Here is an 18183-nt window from a genome sequence, read left to right on the forward strand (position 1 = left end):
GATGTAAGACCAACGAATCTTTATATACTACCAAAGGATAATGCAGTTTAGCCAATGCAGGCGGTACATTTTTCCCGAGTTTTATTTATAGCGCATCAAAATCGATCTTGTTGGTTGATACAGGAAGACTCTGGATCATCTGTATCCGGTTACGCACATTCATTTTGGTATATATGCTGTGGAAATGTTTTTTTACCGTATGGATACTGATATTCATTTTTTGAGCGATATCTTCATTGGACAGCCCGTGTACGGCCAAATCTAACATTTCCCCTTCTCGACTGGTCAAGCCGTACTGGCTGCACAACTTTTCATGATATCCTTTTGCGTAAAAATAGCGGGTGTCTCCCTTTTTTGCTTCATATACTAAACGGTATGCAAAGTGCTTGTGCAACTGCTCCAATACAAACATATCCCGTTCGCTAAACGGAGGCTTATCAGCTTGCCGGTACAATTTCAATAAGCCGACCGGTTCTTCTCGAAAGGAGATGGAAAGGCCGACGGAATATGCCAAGCGATTGGGCAGATAGAAGTTCTGGTAGATTCCGCTGCTATTCACCTGTTCATCCGAAGATGCCATAGATTCCCGAAAAGCACCGCCTTTACAGGTATACAGCGCCCAGCGAAAAGCATCTGAATTCAGGCTTTCCTGCATCCAGACATCGACAGCCTGCTGAGGCAGATGAAAAGCCGCTGGGGCCTGAAACTGATAGGATCCATTCTCCGCAATAGAGATTCGGGCAAAAATTGCGCTATCATACGAAATCAAAAAAGGAAGCCATCGGTTCAGAATTTCATGCTGCATTTCCTCTACTGTATAGATAAATGAAATATTGTATGCGATCTCATTGAGGCGTATCCATTCGTTTTCATTTAAAAATGCCATATCAATATCTCCCTTAACATTTGTATCCAGCCATAAGCAAAGCTCAAAAAGATAACAGTATCAATGAATTCCGACCACAATTGCAATTAAAGCGTTCCCATCGTAGAAAGCATTCTAACTCGGTCACAGGTGTAGATGCTCGAAATGCAGATGTGCCACATTATCTCTGACATAACATTCTCCCCACCCTTTCTTTGTCCGATCAGGTCTTGGCGTTCACATAAATACACCCGATCCTATCGATAAGTTTCTCGCGTTATGCTACCATTATTATATCAGGCAGAAGGCTAAAAAGCAATTCCAAACAGAAAGCTGAAAAGCAAAGTAATAAGGCTGCATCTCCACGATCACGATGTCGGCACATTGAATCTCAATTTTGAAACCATTCTTGACAGCAGGCATTTTCTTCACCTTTTCAGAGACGAACGAAGCATGAGCCTCCGTGCGCAATCTACCTCTGCGCGGGCGGTATCATCGCGTTTTCGCCGCTGCTCATCCGCCTGCTTGCAGCGGAGAACTACCTGAGCTCCGCAAATGTCAGGTATTTTGTGCGAAAAAGATAGAATAAATTTTTAGAGCGTTCACGCCGCCCGGTCAAACGCTATCTTGAAAGCCTCCGCCGAGGACATAAAGCTGAGGATTTCTTTCGGGTAATCATTGAGCCACGTCTCGACGCACTTAACCTCCGCCGCCGTCACCTTGTCGAAGTCCGTCCCTTTCGGGAACTGCCGCCATATTATGCGGTTAATATTCTCGTTCGTGCCGCGCTCGCAAGAGCTATATGCATGGCAGTAATAGACCGTCGTCCGCTTTGCATCCTTGTGCCGGGCGCTCCGCTCAATGCCGTCAGCATCCGCGAACTCGGAGCCGTTGTCTACGATTATCGTTTTGAAAATCTCATAGAACACCGCGCCGTAAATACACTCGAGGCGGTCTAAAGCCGCGACGACCGAGCTACCCGAGCTCAATAACGTAGGTTGATTTTCACCTATTATTGTGAATAATAGGCGTAGGAGCATAGAGTCCATCTGTTTCCAGATCCCTTGCGATGCCACATGCCAGCTTGAAGCCCGCCGTAAAGCTCAGCAGCGTGGCCTCCTCCAGTAACATATTCTGTGCATCTAGCAGACGGAGCAGCTTCTTGCGCTTCTCATCACCCATTCTCCCTCACGTACCTCTTCGCGGGCGGATTGGACAGCGCGGACGAGCCGCTCCGGCGGCTTCTTGTCAAACCGTTCCTGCAAGGCTTTCATGTAGTCGTACATGGTATCCCTCCCTTTGCAGCCACAACACATACCACAACTCACCGCACAAAGCTACTGTTATTTCGATGCTGACGATATTCATATCTCCAGCATCCCCTGCAAGCCCGCGCTGGCGGCCTTTTTGTTCTTATCAAAGGCATGGGTATAAATGTCGAGCGTAGTGGATGGCTGGCTAAGAATAAAGTTCATAGTGTGGTTCCTCCTCATTTTTCTTTGGTAGGTGTTTTGATGGCGAGGGTAGGTTCGTGCATCAGCTCATAACGAGTATCGCTGCTGCCATCCAGCAAGCTGTCCAAAGTCAGCTGCCAGCAGGCTTTCCGAGGATCATAGTTGGTGATGATATCCGTAAGCTCAAAGAAGTGCTCATTCACAGAGTCGGTGCAGCATCGGTAAATCTCAGTCAGCTGTTCCGGGCTGAAAAGCTGTTCCTTTTGGATAAGTCCTGAGCGTGTGGCGAAGTCCTGCTTGGCGCCATCGTAGTTCTCCATAAAGTAGTGTCCGTGTACCACACCCGTGCGGTCATAGTCCCAATCCCATGTGACGAATTGAACGCCGTATTTGCTCGGAGAACCTGCCAGCACCGTGCCGCCAAAGTCAGCGAGGATACGGTAGTCGCCATCCAGTCCGCTGGCTTTGAGCTGCGGGGCAGCTTCCATAGCGGTCATATACTCCAGCGTTTTCGCGGCGATGTCCTCGACGCGATATAGGGCATCCTCTGCCTGGGGCGTGTCCACATCCTCTCGCCGATAGAATACGCTGCCCTTGCCGGTGATGCGGCAGAGGGGTGTGCCATTCCAATGGACAGGCAACTGCTCTCCCTCCACCGGCAGGGTTCCAAATCCTGCACGGTGCAGGGGAGTACGGACTTCTTCAAGGTAGCGAAGCTGACGGCTTGTGTTTTGGGTGTCCATGTAAGCGATCCTCCTGTTGTAAAAAAATAAGGCCGGAGAGGTCTTCTCCGGCCTGCCGCTTCAGACGCTGCAGCCAGCGCCCTTTTAGAAATTGAAAAAAGGCACCGCTTTTTCAGCTGTCAAAGCCGACAAAACGACGCCCAAATATTTATGATTCTTTTTCTGCGATGATGCCGCTTTTTTGAGAGAAAAGTTCTCTCTAAAAGGGCGCTGGAGGTTGGAAACTGTCCAAGACATGAGATACTCCAGTTCAAATCCGGTCAGTTGCTCCGAAACCTCCATAAAAATCTATGGTTCAAAAGAAGAAATCCGGGCTCGAAAAAGCCCGGAAACGGTTGATGCGCTTGGCTTTGCGCCAGACGCATCTATACCGGTAATTCTTTATGGTATGCCCGACTGGATTCGAACCAGCGGCCTTCAGAGTCGGAGTCTGACGCTCTATCCAACTGAGCTACGGGCACATATTGAATTGGGACGCAGGGGTTAACAAAGTAAGTATAGCAACTTTTTCCACTTCTGTAAAGCTAAAATTTTCGTCAAAGATCGTTAAAAAAATTGACAACTTCTTCTCTCGCTCGTATAATTGCAGTATCCTAAAACAAAGGATCGTTCCTTATGAAAAAACGCAAAATTTCCGACGCTGTCGTCCGGCGTCTTCCCCGTTACTACCGCTATCTCGACGATCTGCACTCCAAGGGCATCGTGCGCATCTCGTCGAGCTCGCTCGGCGAGCGCATGGGCATCACCGCCTCGCAGATCCGCCAGGACCTGAGCTGCTTTGGCGAATTCGGCCAGCAGGGCTACGGCTACAACATTTTGGAGCTGCGCACCGAGATCGGTCATATTCTCGGCGTGGACGAGCAGCACCGCCTCGTCGTCGTCGGCGCCGGCCACCTGGGCCACGCGCTGCTGCGCAACTTTGACTTCATGCAGACCGGTTTTCTGCTTGACACCGCGTTCGACGTCTCCCCCACGCTCATCGGCACGCGCGTCAACAACGTGCTTATCCGTTCGTTCGACGAGATCGGCGACTATTTCGCCGTGTGCCATCCCGATGTTGCGGTACTGACCGTGCCCAAGCACATCGCGCAGGAGGTCGCCGAGCAGCTCGTTGCGCTCGGCGTGCGCGGGATCTGGAATTTCACCAACACAGAGCTGCACGTCGGCAGCGAGGTCTTCACCGAGGACGTCCACTTTGCCGACAGTCTGCTCACGCTGAGCTACCGCATCTCCAAGACCTCCGCCGAGGCGGAGGAGGAAGGAGCCAAACCGTGAAAAGGCCCATTGCCCTGCTCGCATCGCTCCTCGCAGTGACGATGCTCGCCACCGCGGCCATGGCCGCAGGGGGAGACAGCAGCGACCCGCTGATCTCGCTCAACTATCTGCAAACAACGTTTACCACCAAGGCGACTTCGTCCATCGACGCCGCCCTCGACAAGTCCGATCAGGCGGCGTATTCAAAGGCTGAGGCCGCACTCCGCTCGACCATCGCCGTGGCCGAGGCCAACGTGGGCGCGCAGCGCGCCGACGTCTTCACCGAGTCGCGCCTCAAGCAGGGAGATGTGCTCTCCGGCACGACAGGGCTTCAGGTCATCGTGCTGGCGGGCAGCGTCAATGTGCAGTTTTCCTCCGGCGCGGTCGTCGACGTGACGAACGGCAGTGAGGTTAAAAGCGGCGCGGCGCTCGCGGAAAATCACCGCTATCTCGTCGCCGAGGACACGACAGCGCTTTTCACCGTCACCGGCAAGACCGCGGTCGTGAATTACTGCGGCTTCTATTCCATCGCAAGCTCTTCCTCGGTCGACTATCCGGCCATGGCCGCCTCGCTCAAAACGCTCACGCTCTTCCGCGGGTCGGACACGGGCTACGGCGAGGGCTTTGACCTCGAAAAGGCCCCCACGCGCATGGAGGCGCTCATTATGCTCATTCGTCTTCTCGGCGAGGAGAGCGAGGCGCTGACCTGCACGGCCTACCAGCCCTTTACCGACGTGCCCGACTGGGCGCTGCCCTACGCGGCCTACGCCTACTCCAAAGGCTACACCAACGGCGTCGGCCCAACGACATTCGGCACGACGATGAGTGCATCGGCGGAGATGTACACAGAATTTCTGCTGCGTGCACTGCGCTACAGCTCCACCGCGCAGTCTGATATCTCCAACGCGCCCGAGCGCGCGTACTTTGTGGGCGTCCTGACCGCGGGCGAGGTGAGCGCGCTGCGTGCATCCGCGTTCCTGCGCGCTGATGTTGTGTATCTTTCCTACTACGCGCTCGAAACGAATGTCAGCGGCGGCAGCACACTGAGCGACACGCTCAGCGCGCGTGGTGTCTTCTCCGACGCGGCCTACCGCGCTTCCCGCGCGATGGTAAATTCTGCGCGCATCGGCTGACACCTTTTTGCGTTCCCACCATACTATGGATTGAGACCGCCGCGCGGGCGGTTTCAATCTTCATAGGGGGTTCGTTTTATGTGCAATAATAACTGTGGTTTTGGCGGCGGCTGCTGCCTGTGGATCCTGATCCTCATCATCCTGATCTTCGCCTGCGGCGGCTGCGGCGGTGGCTGCGGCTGCAACAATGGCTGCGGCTGCAACAATGGCTGTGGCTGCAATAACGGCTGCGGCTGCTAAACCTGCATAAGAAGGGGGCTGTGCGAAAGCGCGGCCCTCTTTTTTTGCTTTCTGCGCACAGCGCAGTGGGGATGGCAGCGCCGGTGGCGCTGCCTCGAATCAAGGGGGGGATTCTCTTTCTCGAAAGAGAATCCCCCCCTTGAACCCCCAAGAGAAAGGTTACATTGCCTGTCTCGATCTTGAAGAGCTGCACACGCTGCGCAATGTAAGTGCGGTGTACATGGCTTCGCCATGAATCTTCTGCGAGTCGTGACTACACGCAACCGCGCCTTACTATCGTGAGGCGCGAGTGACGGCAGCACGGCGGCAGACTGCGTGCGGGCGCGGCATTGCTGCGCTCGCCGCTTTTGGAGGGTGCTTTTTTAGTTTTGTGCTGTGATATAGATTTCTTCTGCTTTTTGCTGGGCAGAGATAAGTGTTTCTTTGGCGTCGCCGTAATTTTGTGTTTCGATTTGGGAAAGTGCGTCGGTGATCGCGTTGAATAAGGTGGTATACATCTTCTGATAGTCCATTGTGTTCTTCTTTCGTACGCTATAAAGTATGCTAATTTAGAATCTATATTTAGCATACACCACAGCAAGAGGTGATTACCATGGCTGATTTCATCCCGAAGCAATATACCAAGGAACCCATCACGATCCGGATTGCCCCCGATAAGCTGGCGCAGATTGACGCGTTTGCCGCGAAGTTCAACATGAGCAGAAGCGAATTTATCAACCAGTGCATCGACTACGCACTGAACAATCTTCCCCAGACATAAAAACGACCGCCACCGCGGTCGTTTTTTGTTACGCGGCGAGCACAGCAACACCGCGCCCGCATGCAGTCTGTCGGCGTGCTACCGTCACACGCGCCTCACGGTAGTAAGGCGCGGTTAATAGTGGTGCCGAATCGCAGGGATTCATGGCGAAGCCATGTACACCGCACCCGATTCGGCAAGCATTGCAGCTCTTCAAGCTACCGACCGGCAATGAGCGGGATTGAGGGGGGAAGGCCCCTCGTCCCTTTCTCTTGGGGGGTGTAAGTGGGGCTGTTCTCTTTCCTCGGAAAGAGAACAGCCCCACTTTTGCGCACTCCCGCGCCGCGCGGGAGATTATTTCACGTTTTATTAAAACGCGATCACACCCAAATGTTCAAGCAAGATCTTGAGCCCGATCAAAATAAGGATCACGCCGCCGGTGAGCTCGGCGCGGCTCTTATAGCGCGAGCCGAACACATTGCCAACGTACACACCCGCAATCGAGATCACAAACGTCGTGCAGCCGATGATCGTGATGGCAGGCACAATATTCACCTGTAAAAAAGCAAACGTCACGCCGACGGCCAGCGCGTCGATGCTCGTGGCGACGGCGAGGATGAGCAGCTCCTTGAAGTTGACGCCCGCGTAGGGCTTTTCCTCTTCTTTCTCCTCTTCGCGGCTCTCCTTGATCATGTTAAAGCCGATCAGCGCGAGCAGGACGAAGGCAATCCAGTGGTCGAAGCGCTCGATATACCCTGAAAACCGGCTGCCGAGAAGGTAGCCCGTCAGCGGCATCAGCGCTTGGAATCCGCCGAAAAAGAGGCCGATGCAGAGCGTATACTTTTTGTCGATCTTCTGCATGGAAAGGCCCTTGCAGATCGACACGGCGAAGGCGTCCATCGAAAGCCCGATACCGATGAGGAACAGCTCGAAAAATGTCATGGTAAGATCCTCCAAACAACAAAAAATCAGGCGCGGTACCGCACCTGAGCATAAGAAAAGAGACACAGGTACAGCGAAGCCATACTTGAGTCTCGTTGTTTAAGACAAGCCAGACCGCAAAAGCGGTCAGTCTGTTGACTTGCCACGCCATCTAAAGCAGTTGACGCCATCTACTCCCTCAAAGTAGGACACAGTATATCATATCCCCGCAGGGCCGTCAAGCATTCTTTGACTCGCATTCAGACATTTTTCATTCAATGTATCATTATTTCTGAATCGTTCGATAAAAATATGAAATCATTGACAAAAGTTCCCTTGCCATTCCCACGCTGCTGTGCTAAACTAAATATCAAATTTAAGAAAGGATGTCCTCATACCGCTATGGAATTCTTATCGAACAAGCCCCTTCTCATCACCGACACCATCCTGCGCGACGCGCACCAGTCGCAGGCTGCCACGCGCATGACGCTCGAACAAATGCTCCCCGCCTGCGAAATTCTCGACTCGATCGGCTACTACTCTCTCGAGTGCTGGGGCGGCGCCACGTTCGACGCCTGCCTGCGTTTTCTGGATGAGGATCCGTGGGAGCGGCTGCGCCAGCTGCGCGCCCACCTGCCGCACACGAAGCTCCAGATGCTCTTCCGCGGCCAGAACATCTTAGGATACAAGCACTATGCTGACGACGTCGTCGACGAGTTCTGCGGCAAGTCCATTGATAACGGCATCGACATCATCCGCATCTTCGATGCGCTCAACGATGTGCGTAACTTAGAGCAGGCCATCAAGTCCACGAAGAAATACGGTGGTCAGGTCGAGGCCACTCTCTCCTACACCATCTCCCCCATCCACAATGAGGATTATTTCGTGAAGCTCGCTAAGGAGCTCGAGCAGATGGGCGCGGACGCTCTCTGCATCAAGGACATGGCGAACCTGCTGCTGCCGATGGATGCCTACTCCCTTGTCAAGCGCCTCAAGGAGACCGTCAGCATCCCCATCCATCTGCACACGCACAACACCAGCGGCACGGGCGACATGGTCAACCTGATGGCCGCGATGGCGGGCGTCGACATTGTCGACACCGCGCTCTCCCCGCTCGCCAACGGCACGTCCCAGCCCGCGACGGAGTCCCTCGTCGCCACGCTCAAGGGCACGCCGCGCGACACAGGGCTCGACCTGAACAAGATGAGCGAGGCTGCCGTCCACTTCCGCAAGGTCGCGGATGAGCTCAAATCGAGCGGCGCGCTCGACCCGAAGGTGCTGAATGTCGACACGAACACGCTCCTCTATCAGGTCCCCGGCGGTATGCTCTCGAACCTCATCTCCCAGCTCAAGCAGGCGGGCAAGGAGGACAAGTACTACGACGTGCTCGCTGAGATTCCGCGCGTGCGCGAGGACTTCGGCTATCCCCCGCTGGTCACGCCGTCCAGCCAGATCGTCGGCACGCAGGCCGTGCTGAACATCATCACCGGCGAGCGCTACAAGATGGTCCCCAAGGAGTCCAAGGCCATGCTGCGCGGCGAATACGGCAAGCTGCCCGGAACGGTCAACGAAGAGGTCCGCGCCAAGGCCGGCATCAAGCCCGAGGACGTCATCACCTGCCGCCCCGCCGACCTTCTGGAGCCCGAGCTTCCCAAGTACCGCGAGGAGTACAAGGACCTCGCCAAGAGCGAGGAGGACGTGCTCTCCCTCGCGCTGTTCCCGCAGGTCGCACCCAAGTTCATCAACCGCCGCAACCTGCGCACGCCGAAGCCGCACCGCACGATGGCTCCCATCGCGCACCGCGAAGCAAAGGAGCGCGCCGTCGCGCCGTTCTCCCGCAAGTAAACCGCAACGAAAAATCGCCCTTCCAAATGGAAGGGCGATTTTCTTATTTTGTCAGGTCGAGCTGCATCTGCACGTGCGGGATGCCGTCCTCTAAGAATTCTTCCGACGTCTGGCGGAAGCCGAAGTTCTCGTACAGTTTCTTCACATAGGTCTGCGCTTCAATCGTGATCCTATCGGCGTGCAGCTTCTCTTTCGCCGTGCCGATGGCCGCGGCGACGATTTGCTTCCCCAGACCGCAGCGCCGTTTCACGGCGATCACGCGGCCGATGGAGACCTCCGGAAACGTTGCGCCGCGCGGCAGAACGCGCGCATAGGCCTCGATGCCGTCCTTGTCCCGCAGCCAGACGTGATAGGCGTCCTTGTCCGCGTCGTCGACCTCCTGATAGCAGCATTTCTGCTCCACGACGAAGACCGACACGCGCAGCCTGTAAATTTCATAGAGCTCTTGCGCCGTGAGCTCGGAAAAATGCTTGACGAACAGCTCCATGCACTTTCCCTCAGCGGATGAAGTGCGTGGCGATCCGCTCTTCCTTTTCAGGCAGGCCGAACTGCTCCTTGCCGAGCGCGATACTCTTCATCAAAAACGTCATGTTGCGCGCGAGCGTGCGCATCGTCTGCCGGCCCTCTCCGTCCTGCTCCGCCTCGCCCGGTGCGCGGCCGTGGATGCTGTTCCAGTACTGGCTGGACGCGACCGGCATGCCGGAGATGGTGAAATACTTGTTGAGCTCATCGAACGTCGCCGAGCAGCCGCCGCGGCGCGCGCAGACGACGCTCGCGCCGACCTTCATCGTCTTGTCGAACGGTGTGCTGTAAAACAGGCGATCGAGGCAGGCGATGAGCGTCGCGTTCGCGGACGCGTAATAGACGGGGCTCGCCACGACGAGGCCGTCCGCCTCCTCAAACTTCGGCTTGAGCTCGTTGACCACGTCGTCAAAAACACACTTGCCGAGCTTGCCGCAGGCTCCGCAGGCCGTGCAGCCGCGCACGGCCTGATTGCCGATGAGCACGGTCTCGACCTCCACGCCGCTTGCCTTGAAGATCTCCTCCATCTCACGCAGTGCGACGGCGGTGTTGCCGTTTGCGTGCGGGCTGCCGTTGAGCATCAGTACCTTCAAATTTTTCATTGCTGTCTTCTCCTGTATGCTCCGCGCGCCGCTGAGCGCTTGCCTTGCTCAACGCGCACTGTTTTCTATTCTCTCGTCGATCTCGCGAAAAAGCCGCCGGTAGTCTTCGTTCGACCAAATCCTTTTCGGCCGCCAGCAGTCCCGCAGCTGTCGCAGCGCGGGCGAATCGCCGCAAAAGGCTTTCACCCGCTGCGCCGCGAATTCATTGGCGTCCACCTCGTAAGGAAAGCCCAGATAAGCGTCGCGAAACCTCTCTTCTCCGCCGTCCAAGCGGCACTCCTGCCAGGTTTCGCCGCGCAGGCGGAAGCACGTTCCATCATAGAGCACCACGTAGGGAAGGCTTACGCGGATCATCGCGTCGAAGCGCTCGGGATGCTGGTACTGCTCCGCGTGCCGCAGCTCGTGGACAAGATAGAACATCGCCTCGTACTCCGGCGCACTTTGCAGCACGGCCGGATTGAGAAAAAGCGTTTTTGCCACCGGATCAAACGTGCCGTTGGCCGTCTCGTATCCCTGCGGCATGTCCCACGAAAGTACGACGGACAGTCCGCGCTCTGCGCAGATGCTTCCGACCAGCGTGCTCCATTCCGTCTGTCCCATGGGCTGGCCTCCTCTCGATTACTCCTCGCCCGCGTCCCCTGACATACGGTGGGCTTTGCGCTCTTTTTTGTAGCGGTACATGTTGTGGTCGGCGCGGTCCTTGACCGTGACGACGTTCTCACTTGAAATCTCTGCCGAGCCGAACGACACCGTCGGCAGGAAGTCGAGTTCCTTGCGCCGCTCGTCCAGCCGGCGCACAAAGTCCCGTGCACAGGCGTGTTCCCTGTCGCCGTCGCGCAGCAGCACGCAGAATTCATCGCCGCCCGTGCGGTAGCAGTAACCGTGGCGCGCATAGGCCTTCTTGATGCACGCGGCGATCTCGGCAAGGCAGATATCGCCTTTCACGTGGCCATATCGGTCGTTGACCTGCTTGAAGTCGTCCACGTCGAAGACGACAAGCACCTCGCCGCTGCGGCGCATCTCCGCCGTGCGATTGAGATAGCTGTTCTGATTCAAAAGGCCCGTGAGCGCGTCGAGCTGGTTCCACATCTCGCTGCAATAGATGAAATACAGCACCGAAAGCAGCGTGACGCACAGCCATGTCACGTGCAGCTGCGGCAGCGCGATCTGGATGATCGTCTCCGCCGCCAGAAAGACGATGAACGGATAGATCAGTACGCGGCTGCGATTCTGGAACGCACGCGCCGTGATGGCCGTACAGGCCGCAAGATAAACAAGCGCGGCAAAGTACGCCGTAACGTAAAACGCGAAAAAGTCGCCGCGCGAATAAAGGTTCTCTTCGCTCACGGAGAACACCATCCCGCGCGGCAGCATCAGCGCCAGCGAAATGAGATACGCCGCCTCGCACGCGACCGCCGTTTTGAATCCGCGCCGGACGCCCTGCTTTTTGTCCAGCACATACACAAGGCACAGCGACACCGCGGGCGACAGGCCGAAACCGAGGTAGTTCGACAAAATATTCAGACAGCGCAGATGCACCGGCGCACCGTCAACCAGAATCGTGATGACCTCGAGGATCGAGATCACGCCGATGAGCACAAAGGCGAGGAAAAAGCCGCGCTTCTGCTTTCCGTTGAGCGTTTCGCTCATCTTTGTGAGGATGCACATGAACGTCAGCACGAAGAGGTCGATCGTCGTTAAAACCAAGAAATACTGATCTATCATAAAATCAAAAATACCTTCTGCCAAAATAAAAGGCCGATAATCCGGCCCGACAAAAATCTCCTCATTTGTCCTCTTTGGGACATTTTTAGTATATCACATAGTTTGACATTTGCAAAGCACAGAATGCGACGCACAAAAATTTTGCATATCCCGCGCAGGGCCAAAACGCGGTAAAAATTCACATATCTTACGATTATCCGCCCTGCGTATCTCCAAATTACGGAATAATTGTGCATTGTGCAAGGCATATATTTCCCGTATAATGCAACCATTCCGCGGTCTTTGCGGAAAATCGGAAAAAGGGGCTCCGCCCCGAAACAAAAAAGGAGATTTGCAATGAAAAAAACTGTCACTCTGGCGCTCACCCTCGCGCTTGTGCTGGGCCTTCTGTCCGGCTGCGCCAACAATGACACACCGGCTGATAACGCCGAGAACAGCAAGGCAGCGGAGACTGCCGAAAACTTTACCGACGAAATGAAGATCCCCTACGCTGTCGACCTGTCCCCTGAGGACGGCGCGGACTCCGTGGAACGCAGCGGCGACCATGAAAACTCGCCCTACTTCGCCCACCCCGACGTCTACAACATGGAGTCCACGGACACGCTGACCATGCTGCCCCACTTCAGGACCATGCAGCAGACCAGCGAATGGTCCTGCGGCGTGACGGCGGCGCTGATGGTACTCGACTGGTACGATGCGCTCGGCGACTGGAACGAAGAGTCCCTCGCGGCGCTGCGCCACTCGCTCGACGGCACGGAGCTTGAGGGCTATCCCGGCACCACACTCAACCAGGCCATTGACATTTTCAACGGCGTAGGCGATTTTGATATAATATCCTCCAACGACTATCCCGACGGCATCTGGCTCGACGATATTCAGGGCTGGCTGAGCGAAGGCAAGCCCGTTATGATCTGCTGGAACGACTGGGGCGGCCACTGGCAGACCATCATCGGCTACGATACGATGGGCACGGAAAATGAGAACGACGACGTCTTCCTCGTCGCCGACTCCTACGACACCACCGACCACAATCAGGACGGCTACGGCATCTATCCCGCCGAGCGCCTGATGTACAACTTCACGATGTACGGTGCGTTCCCTGAAAGCGAGGGTGGCAGCGACATGCTGTTTCTTGTCGCCTCTCCCAGCGCGAAATAACGATCCAAACGCAGCAAAAAGCAGCAGGCCGTCGGTCTGCTGCTTTTTTCGTTTCACTTACTGTCTGCAAATTTTGATAAGCAGGAGCTTTCCATCCCGCACGGAGATTTTCGCGGTCTTTCCGGGCAGGACCTCGTTGCTCACGCCGTACTGGTATTCGCACGTGATCTCCGCGCCGTCGAGCGGGTACTTCGCATCGCGGATCGTAATCCCCCTCGCACAGCCCGTGATATTGAGCAGCGAGAAAAACGGGTACTTATCCTCGATGGAGACTTCGTCCTTCGAGACGATCTGCATCTCCGAATAGTCGTCCACGATCTCCGCCCTTTTGCCGAGCGAATCGAGGTAGAGCAGGATCGACACGTTTCCGAGCGTGTGGTCGAGCCGCGCGCCGATGACGCCGATGAGCAAAAAGTCGTCATACCCGCGCTGTACCATCGTCTTGACGGCAAACACCGTGTCGGTGTCGTCCTTTTCACACGGGAGCACGATGGTCTCTACATCGAGGTGCGGATTGCAGTGCGAGTCAAAGTCGCCGACGATCAGCGCGGGCTTCACCCCCAGCGCCTCCATGTGCTTGAGGCCGCTGTCGCAGAAGACGATCGCATCGTCCGCTCTCAGATATTGCTTTACGCGCGCATAGTCGCCGATGTCCGCGCCGCCGACGATCACGCAGCGTTTTTTCTCGCTCACAGTCTCATCTCCCAAGCCATCTGCCAGAAGGCCATCTCGTAGCGCGAGCAGGCGATGAAAATGTCCTCCAAATGCCGGAGCTGCTCTTCCGTATAGTGCGCGGACAGGCGGTCGAGCGTTTCGATCAGGATGACATTGCCCGCGGCATACTCGTCTGAGGCGTAGCCGCGGATCCAGTCGCCGTAGAACGGGTCGTCGACCGACTCGGGGCGGTTCGCAACGATCTTCTTGGCGATGACCTCGTAGCTGTAAGCGCACGAGAGCACCGCCGCCAAGACCTCGACCTCGCTCTCATCATAGGCGACACGGACCATGTAGGACGTGTAGGAGAGATTATCGAGCGAGGGCTTCATCGCGTCGATCTCCTCCTGCGTCACTGCAAACTTACCCATGTAACCCTTGTGCACGTCCAGCTCGCCGTTCATCACGTTGATGTACTTGGCGAAAAGGTTCGCCGTCTCGACGCTTTTCGCCTTGGCGACGCCCACGGCGTAGGTCTTGGCATAGTCCTTGAGATACAGGAAGTCCTGCATGATGTAGTAGCGGAACTTATCACGCTCCAGCGTGCCGTTCTGGATGCCGAGCACAAAGGGGTGCTCGTTGTAGGCGTCCCAGATCGTTTTGCTGGCGTTCAGCAGTCTTTCAGATGTTTTCACTTGGTATTTTCCTTTGCAAACTCGCCCCGCAGGTCAAAATTGTGCTGCATGGGCCCCGCCCCCTTGCCGAGGTCCAGCATTGCCGACAGCGCGCCGGAAATGTACTCCTTCGCCCGCGCGACGGACTCGCTGAGCGAGTAACCCTTGGCGAGGTTCGACGCGATGGCGCTCGAGAGCGTGCAGCCCGTGCCGTGAGTGTTGGGATTGTCGATGCGCTTGCCCTCGAACCACTGCATCTCGCCGCCTGCGTAGAGCAGGTCATTGGCGTCGTTCACGCGGTGACCGCCCTTTAAGAGCACGGCGCAGCCGTAGGTGTCGCCGATGCGCTTGGCGGCGCGCTCCATGTCGTCCCTGCTCTCGATCTTCTCACTGGAGAGGATCTCACCCTCGGGAATGTTCGGCGTGATGACGGTCGAGAGCGGCAGAAGCTCGTCGATGAGCGTCTGCACCGCGTCGGTCTTCATCAGGCTTGAGCCGCTCGTCGCGACCATCACTGGGTCGACCACGATGTTCTTTGCCCCGTAGTGGCGCAGCCGCTCCGCGATCACGCGGATCAGGTCGGAGGACGAAACCATACCGATCTTGACCGCGTCGGGGAAGATATCTTCAAATACCGCGTCCAGCTGCTCTTTTAAGAATGCAGGCGTTGCCTCCTGAATTGCCCTCACGCCGGTCGTGTTCTGTGCCGTGAGCGCGGTGATCGCGGTCATGGCATAAACACCGTTCATCGTCATCGTTTTGATGTCTGCCTGAATACCGGCGCCTCCGCAGGAATCGCTTCCCGCGATGGATAATGCTGTTTTCATCGTTTTTCGTCCTTTCGATTCAAAATGCATCTCTTTTGTTATGCGACAGAGAGTGGTGCCCCCGGTCTGCCGCCCAAAGCCGCGGCTTTAGTCCGCCGCGGTCATTGCCCAGAATTGCTCTAAATGCTCAAAGCTCGTGATATAGCAGTCCGCCAGCGCTCTGACCTCGTCCTGGCGCTTCTCGCTCTCGTCGAAGACCGCCGCGACGGTAAAGCCGTCCTTTTTCGCGGTTTCGATGGCGTGGATGGCGTCCTCGATGACCACGGTGCTGCCGCGCTGCGCGCCAAAATGCTCCATCGCACGGCGGAAGATGACGGGCTCGTCCTTGCCGTGCCCGACCTCGCTGCATGTGAAGATCGCGTCGAAGAGGTTCTCAATGCCGCAGCGCCGCAGCGCCGCTTCGATGAGGTAGCGGTCTGTCGCCGTCGCGATGCAGACGTCGGCGCCCTTTGCGCGCAGCTCTTTCAAAAACGGGACAACGCCCGGCTTTGGCTGCACCTCGTCGCGGTAAAAATGCTCGATGATGCCATCGATGCCCGCCATGATCTCCTCGGGCGTCTCCGCAAGGTCATACTCTTTTTTCAGGTGCTCCGCCGCCTGTAAGAGGCTCAGCGCGCGCACCTCCTCGCGCACGGTGGGCTTGGGCTCTTTGCCGCGCGAGCGCACATAGCTCTCCGCCACCGTGTCCCAGAGGTACATGGAGTCGAACAGCGTGCCGTCAAAGTCAAAGATCACGCACTTGAGCTTCATGCGTTCACCATTTTTTCCGACAGCGCGCGCAGCTCGCGGCATTCGCTTTCGATGTCCTCCGCCGAGAAGATGGCGCTGACCAGCGCCACACCGTCCACGCCTGTGCCCGAAAGCTCGAGGATGTTGCTCTTGTTGAGCCCGCCGATGGCCACGACCGGAATATCAACCGCGTCACAGATGGCCTTGAGCGTTTCCTTCGGAAGCACGTCGACGTCCGTCTTTGTCGAGGTCGAGAACATCGCGCCCACGCCGAGGCAGTCTGCCCCGTCGCGCACGGCCTGCTTCGCCTCTTCGACGGAGTGGACAGAGACACCGACCATCATGTTGTCGCCGACCTTTTCGCGCACCTTCGCCGCAGCCATGTCCTCCTGACCGACGTGCACGCCCTCGGCACCGCAGGCGATAGCGACGTCCACATTGTCGTTGATAAACAGCGGCACGCCGTAGCGCTTGCACAGCGCCGCGATCTGCTTCGCCTCTTCGAGGAAATCCTCGTCGCCGAGTTTCTTTTCGCGCACCTGCACACAGGTCGCGCCGCCCTTGAGCGCGCATTCGACCTGCTCGTATAAGCTCTGTCTGCCGACCCACGCGCGGTCTGTGACGGCGTAGAGCAGCATCGTCTTCTTATCGCACTTCATACTTTGCGCCTTCCTCCAGCTGTTCGGGCGTCATGTTGTAGATGGCGTCGATGATGTAATTGCGATAGGTGGAGTTGCCATCCTGCGCGGAAAGGCGCGCGTGCGCGATCTCGCCGGCAAGGCCCATGGCGCAGACCGCCGCCGCGGCAGCCTCCAGCGGATGCTCGGGGTTCGCCGTCACATACGCCGCCGTCATGGCGGAGAGCTGGCAGCCCGTGCCCGTGATGGAGGACATCATGGGGTGGCCGTTTCGGATGCAGTAGGCTTTCTTGCCGTCCACCACAATGTCGATCGCGCCGGTGATGGCGACGACCGCGCCCGTCTTTTCGGCAAAGGCCTTGGCGAACGCGACCGCGCTGTCAAGGTTCTCCTCGCTCACCTTGTCCGCGACATCGGCGTCCACGCCCTTGGTCGTACCGCTGCCGGAGGCAAGGGTCTTGACCTCGGAGATGTTGCCGCGGATGACGGTGAATTTGACCTCTTCAAGGAGCTTCTGCGCCGTCTCCGTTCTCAGTTTCGACGCGCCAGCGCCCACGGGATCGAGCACGACGGGGTGAGAAAGCGCGTTCGCGCGCTTGCCCGCAAGGAACATCGACTCGATCGTGCGCTTGTTGAGCGTGCCGATGTTGATGTTCAATCCACCGCAGATCGTCGTGATCTCCTCGACCTCGCTTTGGTCGTCCGACATGATGGGCGATGCGCCGCAGGCCAGCACGATGTTGGCGCAGTCGTTCACCGTGACATAGTTCGTGATGTTGTGGATGAGAGGGCACTTGCCTCTCACGTTTTCGAGCATTTTCTGAAACATATCTGTTTCTCCTTTCTGAATAAAAAACAGGAGGCGCCCACAACGGGCGTCTCCTGTAAAAAGCCATGAGGTCAACTTCCTACGGCGGCATTACCCGCATCAGGTGAAAGGGTCGAAGTTGGAGCACTTCCTCTCAGCCCGCCTGCACGAGCTCCCCTGTTTTTTCTTGAACGACTGTATTATACGCTTTTTTTCGGCATCTGCAAGGGGGAAATGATTCAAATGCCGCAACTCGTCGATCAAAGCGCTTCATCCATTCTGCCGCAGTAGTTTTCCGGAACGGTCAGCGCTGCAATTCACTCTTTGGTGAGCAGGCAGACGGCCTCCACAGATGCCCCGCATTCATCAAATTGCGTGAGCACCTTTTGTTCAATGGGAAACTTGTACTCCGGCCTTAGAGCGTCTGAGCTTCTTTTCCTCGTTGCGTAGAACTCTCATGGTTTCTCTGCTGACCTCGCATACTTCGCCGGTGAGCTTCACGCGCACCATGCACTTGCCTTCCTCTGTAGTCCAGAGATCGTAGTCAAATTCGATAGGGGTTTTCATTGTCTTGTCCTTTCCGCTGGCGCGGAGCAGCGGATGGACGAGACAAAAATAGAGCCGCATGACGGTGAGCTTGAATCCCATGCCG

The 18183-nt window shown here is 56.5% G+C and carries 22 protein-coding genes, 1 tRNA gene, 1 pseudogene and 1 riboswitch; of the genes and pseudogenes, 6 read left to right on the top strand and 18 right to left on the bottom strand.

The features are described from left to right. Positions 1-85: 85 nt before the first annotated feature. From NI20_RS0109750 to NI20_RS0109765, 5 genes are all read right to left on the bottom strand, one after another. Entirely contained in the window at positions 86-886 is an 801-nt protein-coding gene (locus NI20_RS0109750) for a helix-turn-helix transcriptional regulator (protein WP_033121200.1), read from the bottom strand. 581 nt (positions 887-1467) lie between these two features. Next, complete coding sequence (locus NI20_RS0109755; protein ID WP_197055376.1) at positions 1468-1854, bottom strand: IS30 family transposase; 387 nt, start codon at positions 1852-1854, stop codon at positions 1468-1470. A 153-nt stretch (positions 1855-2007) separates the two neighbouring features. Next, positions 2008-2151, bottom strand: coding sequence for a hypothetical protein (locus tag NI20_RS15120; protein ID WP_156108614.1), 144 nt, complete (start codon positions 2149-2151; stop codon positions 2008-2010). A 203-nt stretch (positions 2152-2354) separates the two neighbouring features. Further along, on the bottom strand, positions 2355-3062 hold the full coding sequence (locus NI20_RS0109760) for a hypothetical protein (protein ID WP_052084572.1): 708 nt from the start codon (positions 3060-3062) through the stop codon (positions 2355-2357). A gap of 384 nt (positions 3063-3446) precedes the next feature. Next, positions 3447-3523, bottom strand: a tRNA-Arg gene (locus tag NI20_RS0109765). A gap of 154 nt (positions 3524-3677) precedes the next feature. Here NI20_RS0109765 and NI20_RS0109770 point away from each other — a divergent pair. The 3 genes from NI20_RS0109770 to NI20_RS15415 all read left to right on the top strand — a co-directional run bounded on the left by NI20_RS0109770 (position 3678) and on the right by NI20_RS15415 (position 5689). Further along, on the top strand, positions 3678-4337 hold the full coding sequence (locus NI20_RS0109770) for a redox-sensing transcriptional repressor Rex (RefSeq protein ID WP_033121201.1): 660 nt from the start codon (positions 3678-3680) through the stop codon (positions 4335-4337). Continuing rightward, entirely contained in the window at positions 4334-5449 is a 1116-nt protein-coding gene (locus NI20_RS0109775; RefSeq protein ID WP_033121202.1) for a hypothetical protein, read from the top strand. The genes NI20_RS0109770 and NI20_RS0109775 overlap by 4 nt, the downstream gene beginning before the upstream one ends. A 78-nt stretch (positions 5450-5527) precedes the next feature. After that, positions 5528-5689 (top strand): hypothetical protein, encoded by a 162-nt coding sequence (locus NI20_RS15415; RefSeq protein ID WP_197055377.1) that lies wholly within the window; start codon positions 5528-5530, stop codon positions 5687-5689. Positions 5690-6051: 362 nt separating this feature from the next. Here the strand turns inward: NI20_RS15415 and NI20_RS15125 are convergent, their stop codons facing one another. Further along, entirely contained in the window at positions 6052-6201 is a 150-nt protein-coding gene (locus tag NI20_RS15125) for a hypothetical protein (protein WP_156108615.1), read from the bottom strand. 80 nt (positions 6202-6281) lie between these two features. Here NI20_RS15125 and NI20_RS15130 point away from each other — a divergent pair, with 80 nt between their 5' ends. After that, positions 6282-6449 carry a hypothetical protein gene (locus NI20_RS15130; RefSeq protein WP_156108616.1) on the top strand — a complete coding sequence of 56 codons (168 nt, stop codon included), beginning with the start codon at positions 6282-6284 and terminating at the stop codon, positions 6447-6449. Positions 6450-6797: 348 nt separating this feature from the next. Here NI20_RS15130 and NI20_RS0109780 read toward each other — a convergent pair whose 3' ends face one another. Continuing rightward, entirely contained in the window at positions 6798-7370 is a 573-nt protein-coding gene (locus NI20_RS0109780) for a manganese efflux pump MntP family protein (protein ID WP_033121203.1), read from the bottom strand. A gap of 381 nt (positions 7371-7751) precedes the next feature. Between NI20_RS0109780 and NI20_RS0109785 the strand changes: the two genes are divergently transcribed. Then, positions 7752-9194: an oxaloacetate decarboxylase subunit alpha gene (locus NI20_RS0109785; RefSeq protein WP_081958453.1), complete on the top strand. Its 1443-nt coding sequence runs from the start codon at positions 7752-7754 to the stop codon at positions 9192-9194. A gap of 43 nt (positions 9195-9237) precedes the next feature. On the opposite strand, the gene NI20_RS0109790 is transcribed toward NI20_RS0109785, so the two are convergent. The 4 genes from NI20_RS0109790 to NI20_RS0109805 are packed head-to-tail and all read right to left on the bottom strand — an operon-like array spanning position 9238 to position 12043. Next, positions 9238-9681, bottom strand: coding sequence for a GNAT family N-acetyltransferase (locus NI20_RS0109790; RefSeq protein ID WP_033121204.1), 444 nt, complete (start codon positions 9679-9681; stop codon positions 9238-9240). 10 nt (positions 9682-9691) lie between these two features. Continuing rightward, complete coding sequence (locus NI20_RS0109795; RefSeq protein WP_033121226.1) at positions 9692-10309, bottom strand: flavodoxin family protein; 618 nt, start codon at positions 10307-10309, stop codon at positions 9692-9694. Positions 10310-10366: 57 nt separating this feature from the next. Next, complete coding sequence (locus NI20_RS0109800) at positions 10367-10918, bottom strand: hypothetical protein (protein ID WP_052084573.1); 552 nt, start codon at positions 10916-10918, stop codon at positions 10367-10369. Positions 10919-10936: 18 nt separating this feature from the next. After that, positions 10937-12043 (bottom strand): GGDEF domain-containing protein, encoded by a 1107-nt coding sequence (locus tag NI20_RS0109805; protein ID WP_052084577.1) that lies wholly within the window; start codon positions 12041-12043, stop codon positions 10937-10939. Positions 12044-12379: 336 nt separating this feature from the next. On the opposite strand from NI20_RS0109805, the gene NI20_RS0109810 reads away from it, so the two are divergent. Continuing rightward, on the top strand, positions 12380-13201 hold the full coding sequence (locus tag NI20_RS0109810; protein ID WP_033121205.1) for a papain-like cysteine protease family protein: 822 nt from the start codon (positions 12380-12382) through the stop codon (positions 13199-13201). A gap of 57 nt (positions 13202-13258) precedes the next feature. Here the strand turns inward: NI20_RS0109810 and NI20_RS0109815 are convergent, their stop codons facing one another. From NI20_RS0109815 to NI20_RS0109845, 7 genes and pseudogenes are all read right to left on the bottom strand, one after another. Further along, complete coding sequence (locus NI20_RS0109815) at positions 13259-13894, bottom strand: thiamine diphosphokinase (RefSeq protein ID WP_033121206.1); 636 nt, start codon at positions 13892-13894, stop codon at positions 13259-13261. Beyond that, a complete protein-coding gene (gene tenA / locus NI20_RS0109820) occupies positions 13891-14550 on the bottom strand; it encodes a thiaminase II (protein ID WP_033121207.1) in 660 nt (219 codons plus the stop codon). Before tenA ends, NI20_RS0109815 begins: the two co-directional genes overlap by 4 nt. Continuing rightward, positions 14547-15356 (bottom strand): bifunctional hydroxymethylpyrimidine kinase/phosphomethylpyrimidine kinase, encoded by an 810-nt coding sequence (thiD, locus tag NI20_RS0109825; RefSeq protein WP_033121208.1) that lies wholly within the window; start codon positions 15354-15356, stop codon positions 14547-14549. Before thiD ends, tenA begins: the two co-directional genes overlap by 4 nt. A gap of 87 nt (positions 15357-15443) precedes the next feature. Then, a complete protein-coding gene (locus NI20_RS0109830; protein WP_033121209.1) occupies positions 15444-16106 on the bottom strand; it encodes an HAD family phosphatase in 663 nt (220 codons plus the stop codon). Continuing rightward, positions 16103-16744, bottom strand: coding sequence for a thiamine phosphate synthase (thiE, locus tag NI20_RS0109835; RefSeq protein WP_033121210.1), 642 nt, complete (start codon positions 16742-16744; stop codon positions 16103-16105). Before thiE ends, NI20_RS0109830 begins: the two co-directional genes overlap by 4 nt. Beyond that, positions 16731-17552, bottom strand: a complete 822-nt coding sequence (gene thiM / locus NI20_RS0109840; protein WP_033121211.1) for a hydroxyethylthiazole kinase — start codon at positions 17550-17552, stop codon at positions 16731-16733. Before thiM ends, thiE begins: the two co-directional genes overlap by 14 nt. A 59-nt stretch (positions 17553-17611) precedes the next feature. Next, positions 17612-17720: riboswitch (TPP riboswitch) on the bottom strand. A gap of 201 nt (positions 17721-17921) precedes the next feature. Continuing rightward, positions 17922-18183: pseudogene (locus NI20_RS0109845) on the bottom strand (hypothetical protein); the annotation flags it as partial.

Source organism: Oscillibacter sp. ER4, assembly GCF_000765235.1.
GTDB classification, from domain to species: domain Bacteria; phylum Bacillota; class Clostridia; order Oscillospirales; family Oscillospiraceae; genus Hominicoprocola; species Hominicoprocola fusiformis.

Excerpts from the sequence above, each read along its gene's own strand:
- NI20_RS0109760 (WP_052084572.1), bottom strand. The coding sequence starts at position 3,062 with ATGGACACCCAAAACACAAGCCGTCAGCTTCGCTACCTTGAAGAAGTC.
- NI20_RS0109785 (WP_081958453.1), top strand. The coding sequence starts at position 7,752 with ATGGAATTCTTATCGAACAAGCCCCTTCTCATCACCGACACCATCCTG.
- NI20_RS0109805 (WP_052084577.1), bottom strand. The coding sequence starts at position 12,043 with ATGATAGATCAGTATTTCTTGGTTTTAACGACGATCGACCTCTTCGTG.
- thiD (WP_033121208.1), bottom strand. The coding sequence starts at position 15,356 with ATGAAAACAGCATTATCCATCGCGGGAAGCGATTCCTGCGGAGGCGCC.
- NI20_RS15130 (WP_156108616.1), top strand. The coding sequence starts at position 6,282 with ATGGCTGATTTCATCCCGAAGCAATATACCAAGGAACCCATCACGATC.
- NI20_RS0109790 (WP_033121204.1), bottom strand. The coding sequence starts at position 9,681 with ATGGAGCTGTTCGTCAAGCATTTTTCCGAGCTCACGGCGCAAGAGCTC.
- NI20_RS15120 (WP_156108614.1), bottom strand. The coding sequence starts at position 2,151 with ATGTACGACTACATGAAAGCCTTGCAGGAACGGTTTGACAAGAAGCCG.
- NI20_RS0109780 (WP_033121203.1), bottom strand. The coding sequence starts at position 7,370 with ATGACATTTTTCGAGCTGTTCCTCATCGGTATCGGGCTTTCGATGGAC.
- NI20_RS15125 (WP_156108615.1), bottom strand. The coding sequence starts at position 6,201 with ATGGACTATCAGAAGATGTATACCACCTTATTCAACGCGATCACCGAC.
- NI20_RS0109810 (WP_033121205.1), top strand. The coding sequence starts at position 12,380 with ATGAAAAAAACTGTCACTCTGGCGCTCACCCTCGCGCTTGTGCTGGGC.
- thiM (WP_033121211.1), bottom strand. The coding sequence starts at position 17,552 with ATGTTTCAGAAAATGCTCGAAAACGTGAGAGGCAAGTGCCCTCTCATC.
- NI20_RS15415 (WP_197055377.1), top strand. The coding sequence starts at position 5,528 with ATGTGCAATAATAACTGTGGTTTTGGCGGCGGCTGCTGCCTGTGGATC.
- NI20_RS0109750 (WP_033121200.1), bottom strand. The coding sequence starts at position 886 with ATGGCATTTTTAAATGAAAACGAATGGATACGCCTCAATGAGATCGCA.
- NI20_RS0109830 (WP_033121209.1), bottom strand. The coding sequence starts at position 16,106 with ATGAAGCTCAAGTGCGTGATCTTTGACTTTGACGGCACGCTGTTCGAC.
- thiE (WP_033121210.1), bottom strand. The coding sequence starts at position 16,744 with ATGAAGTGCGATAAGAAGACGATGCTGCTCTACGCCGTCACAGACCGC.
- NI20_RS0109800 (WP_052084573.1), bottom strand. The coding sequence starts at position 10,918 with ATGGGACAGACGGAATGGAGCACGCTGGTCGGAAGCATCTGCGCAGAG.
- NI20_RS0109770 (WP_033121201.1), top strand. The coding sequence starts at position 3,678 with ATGAAAAAACGCAAAATTTCCGACGCTGTCGTCCGGCGTCTTCCCCGT.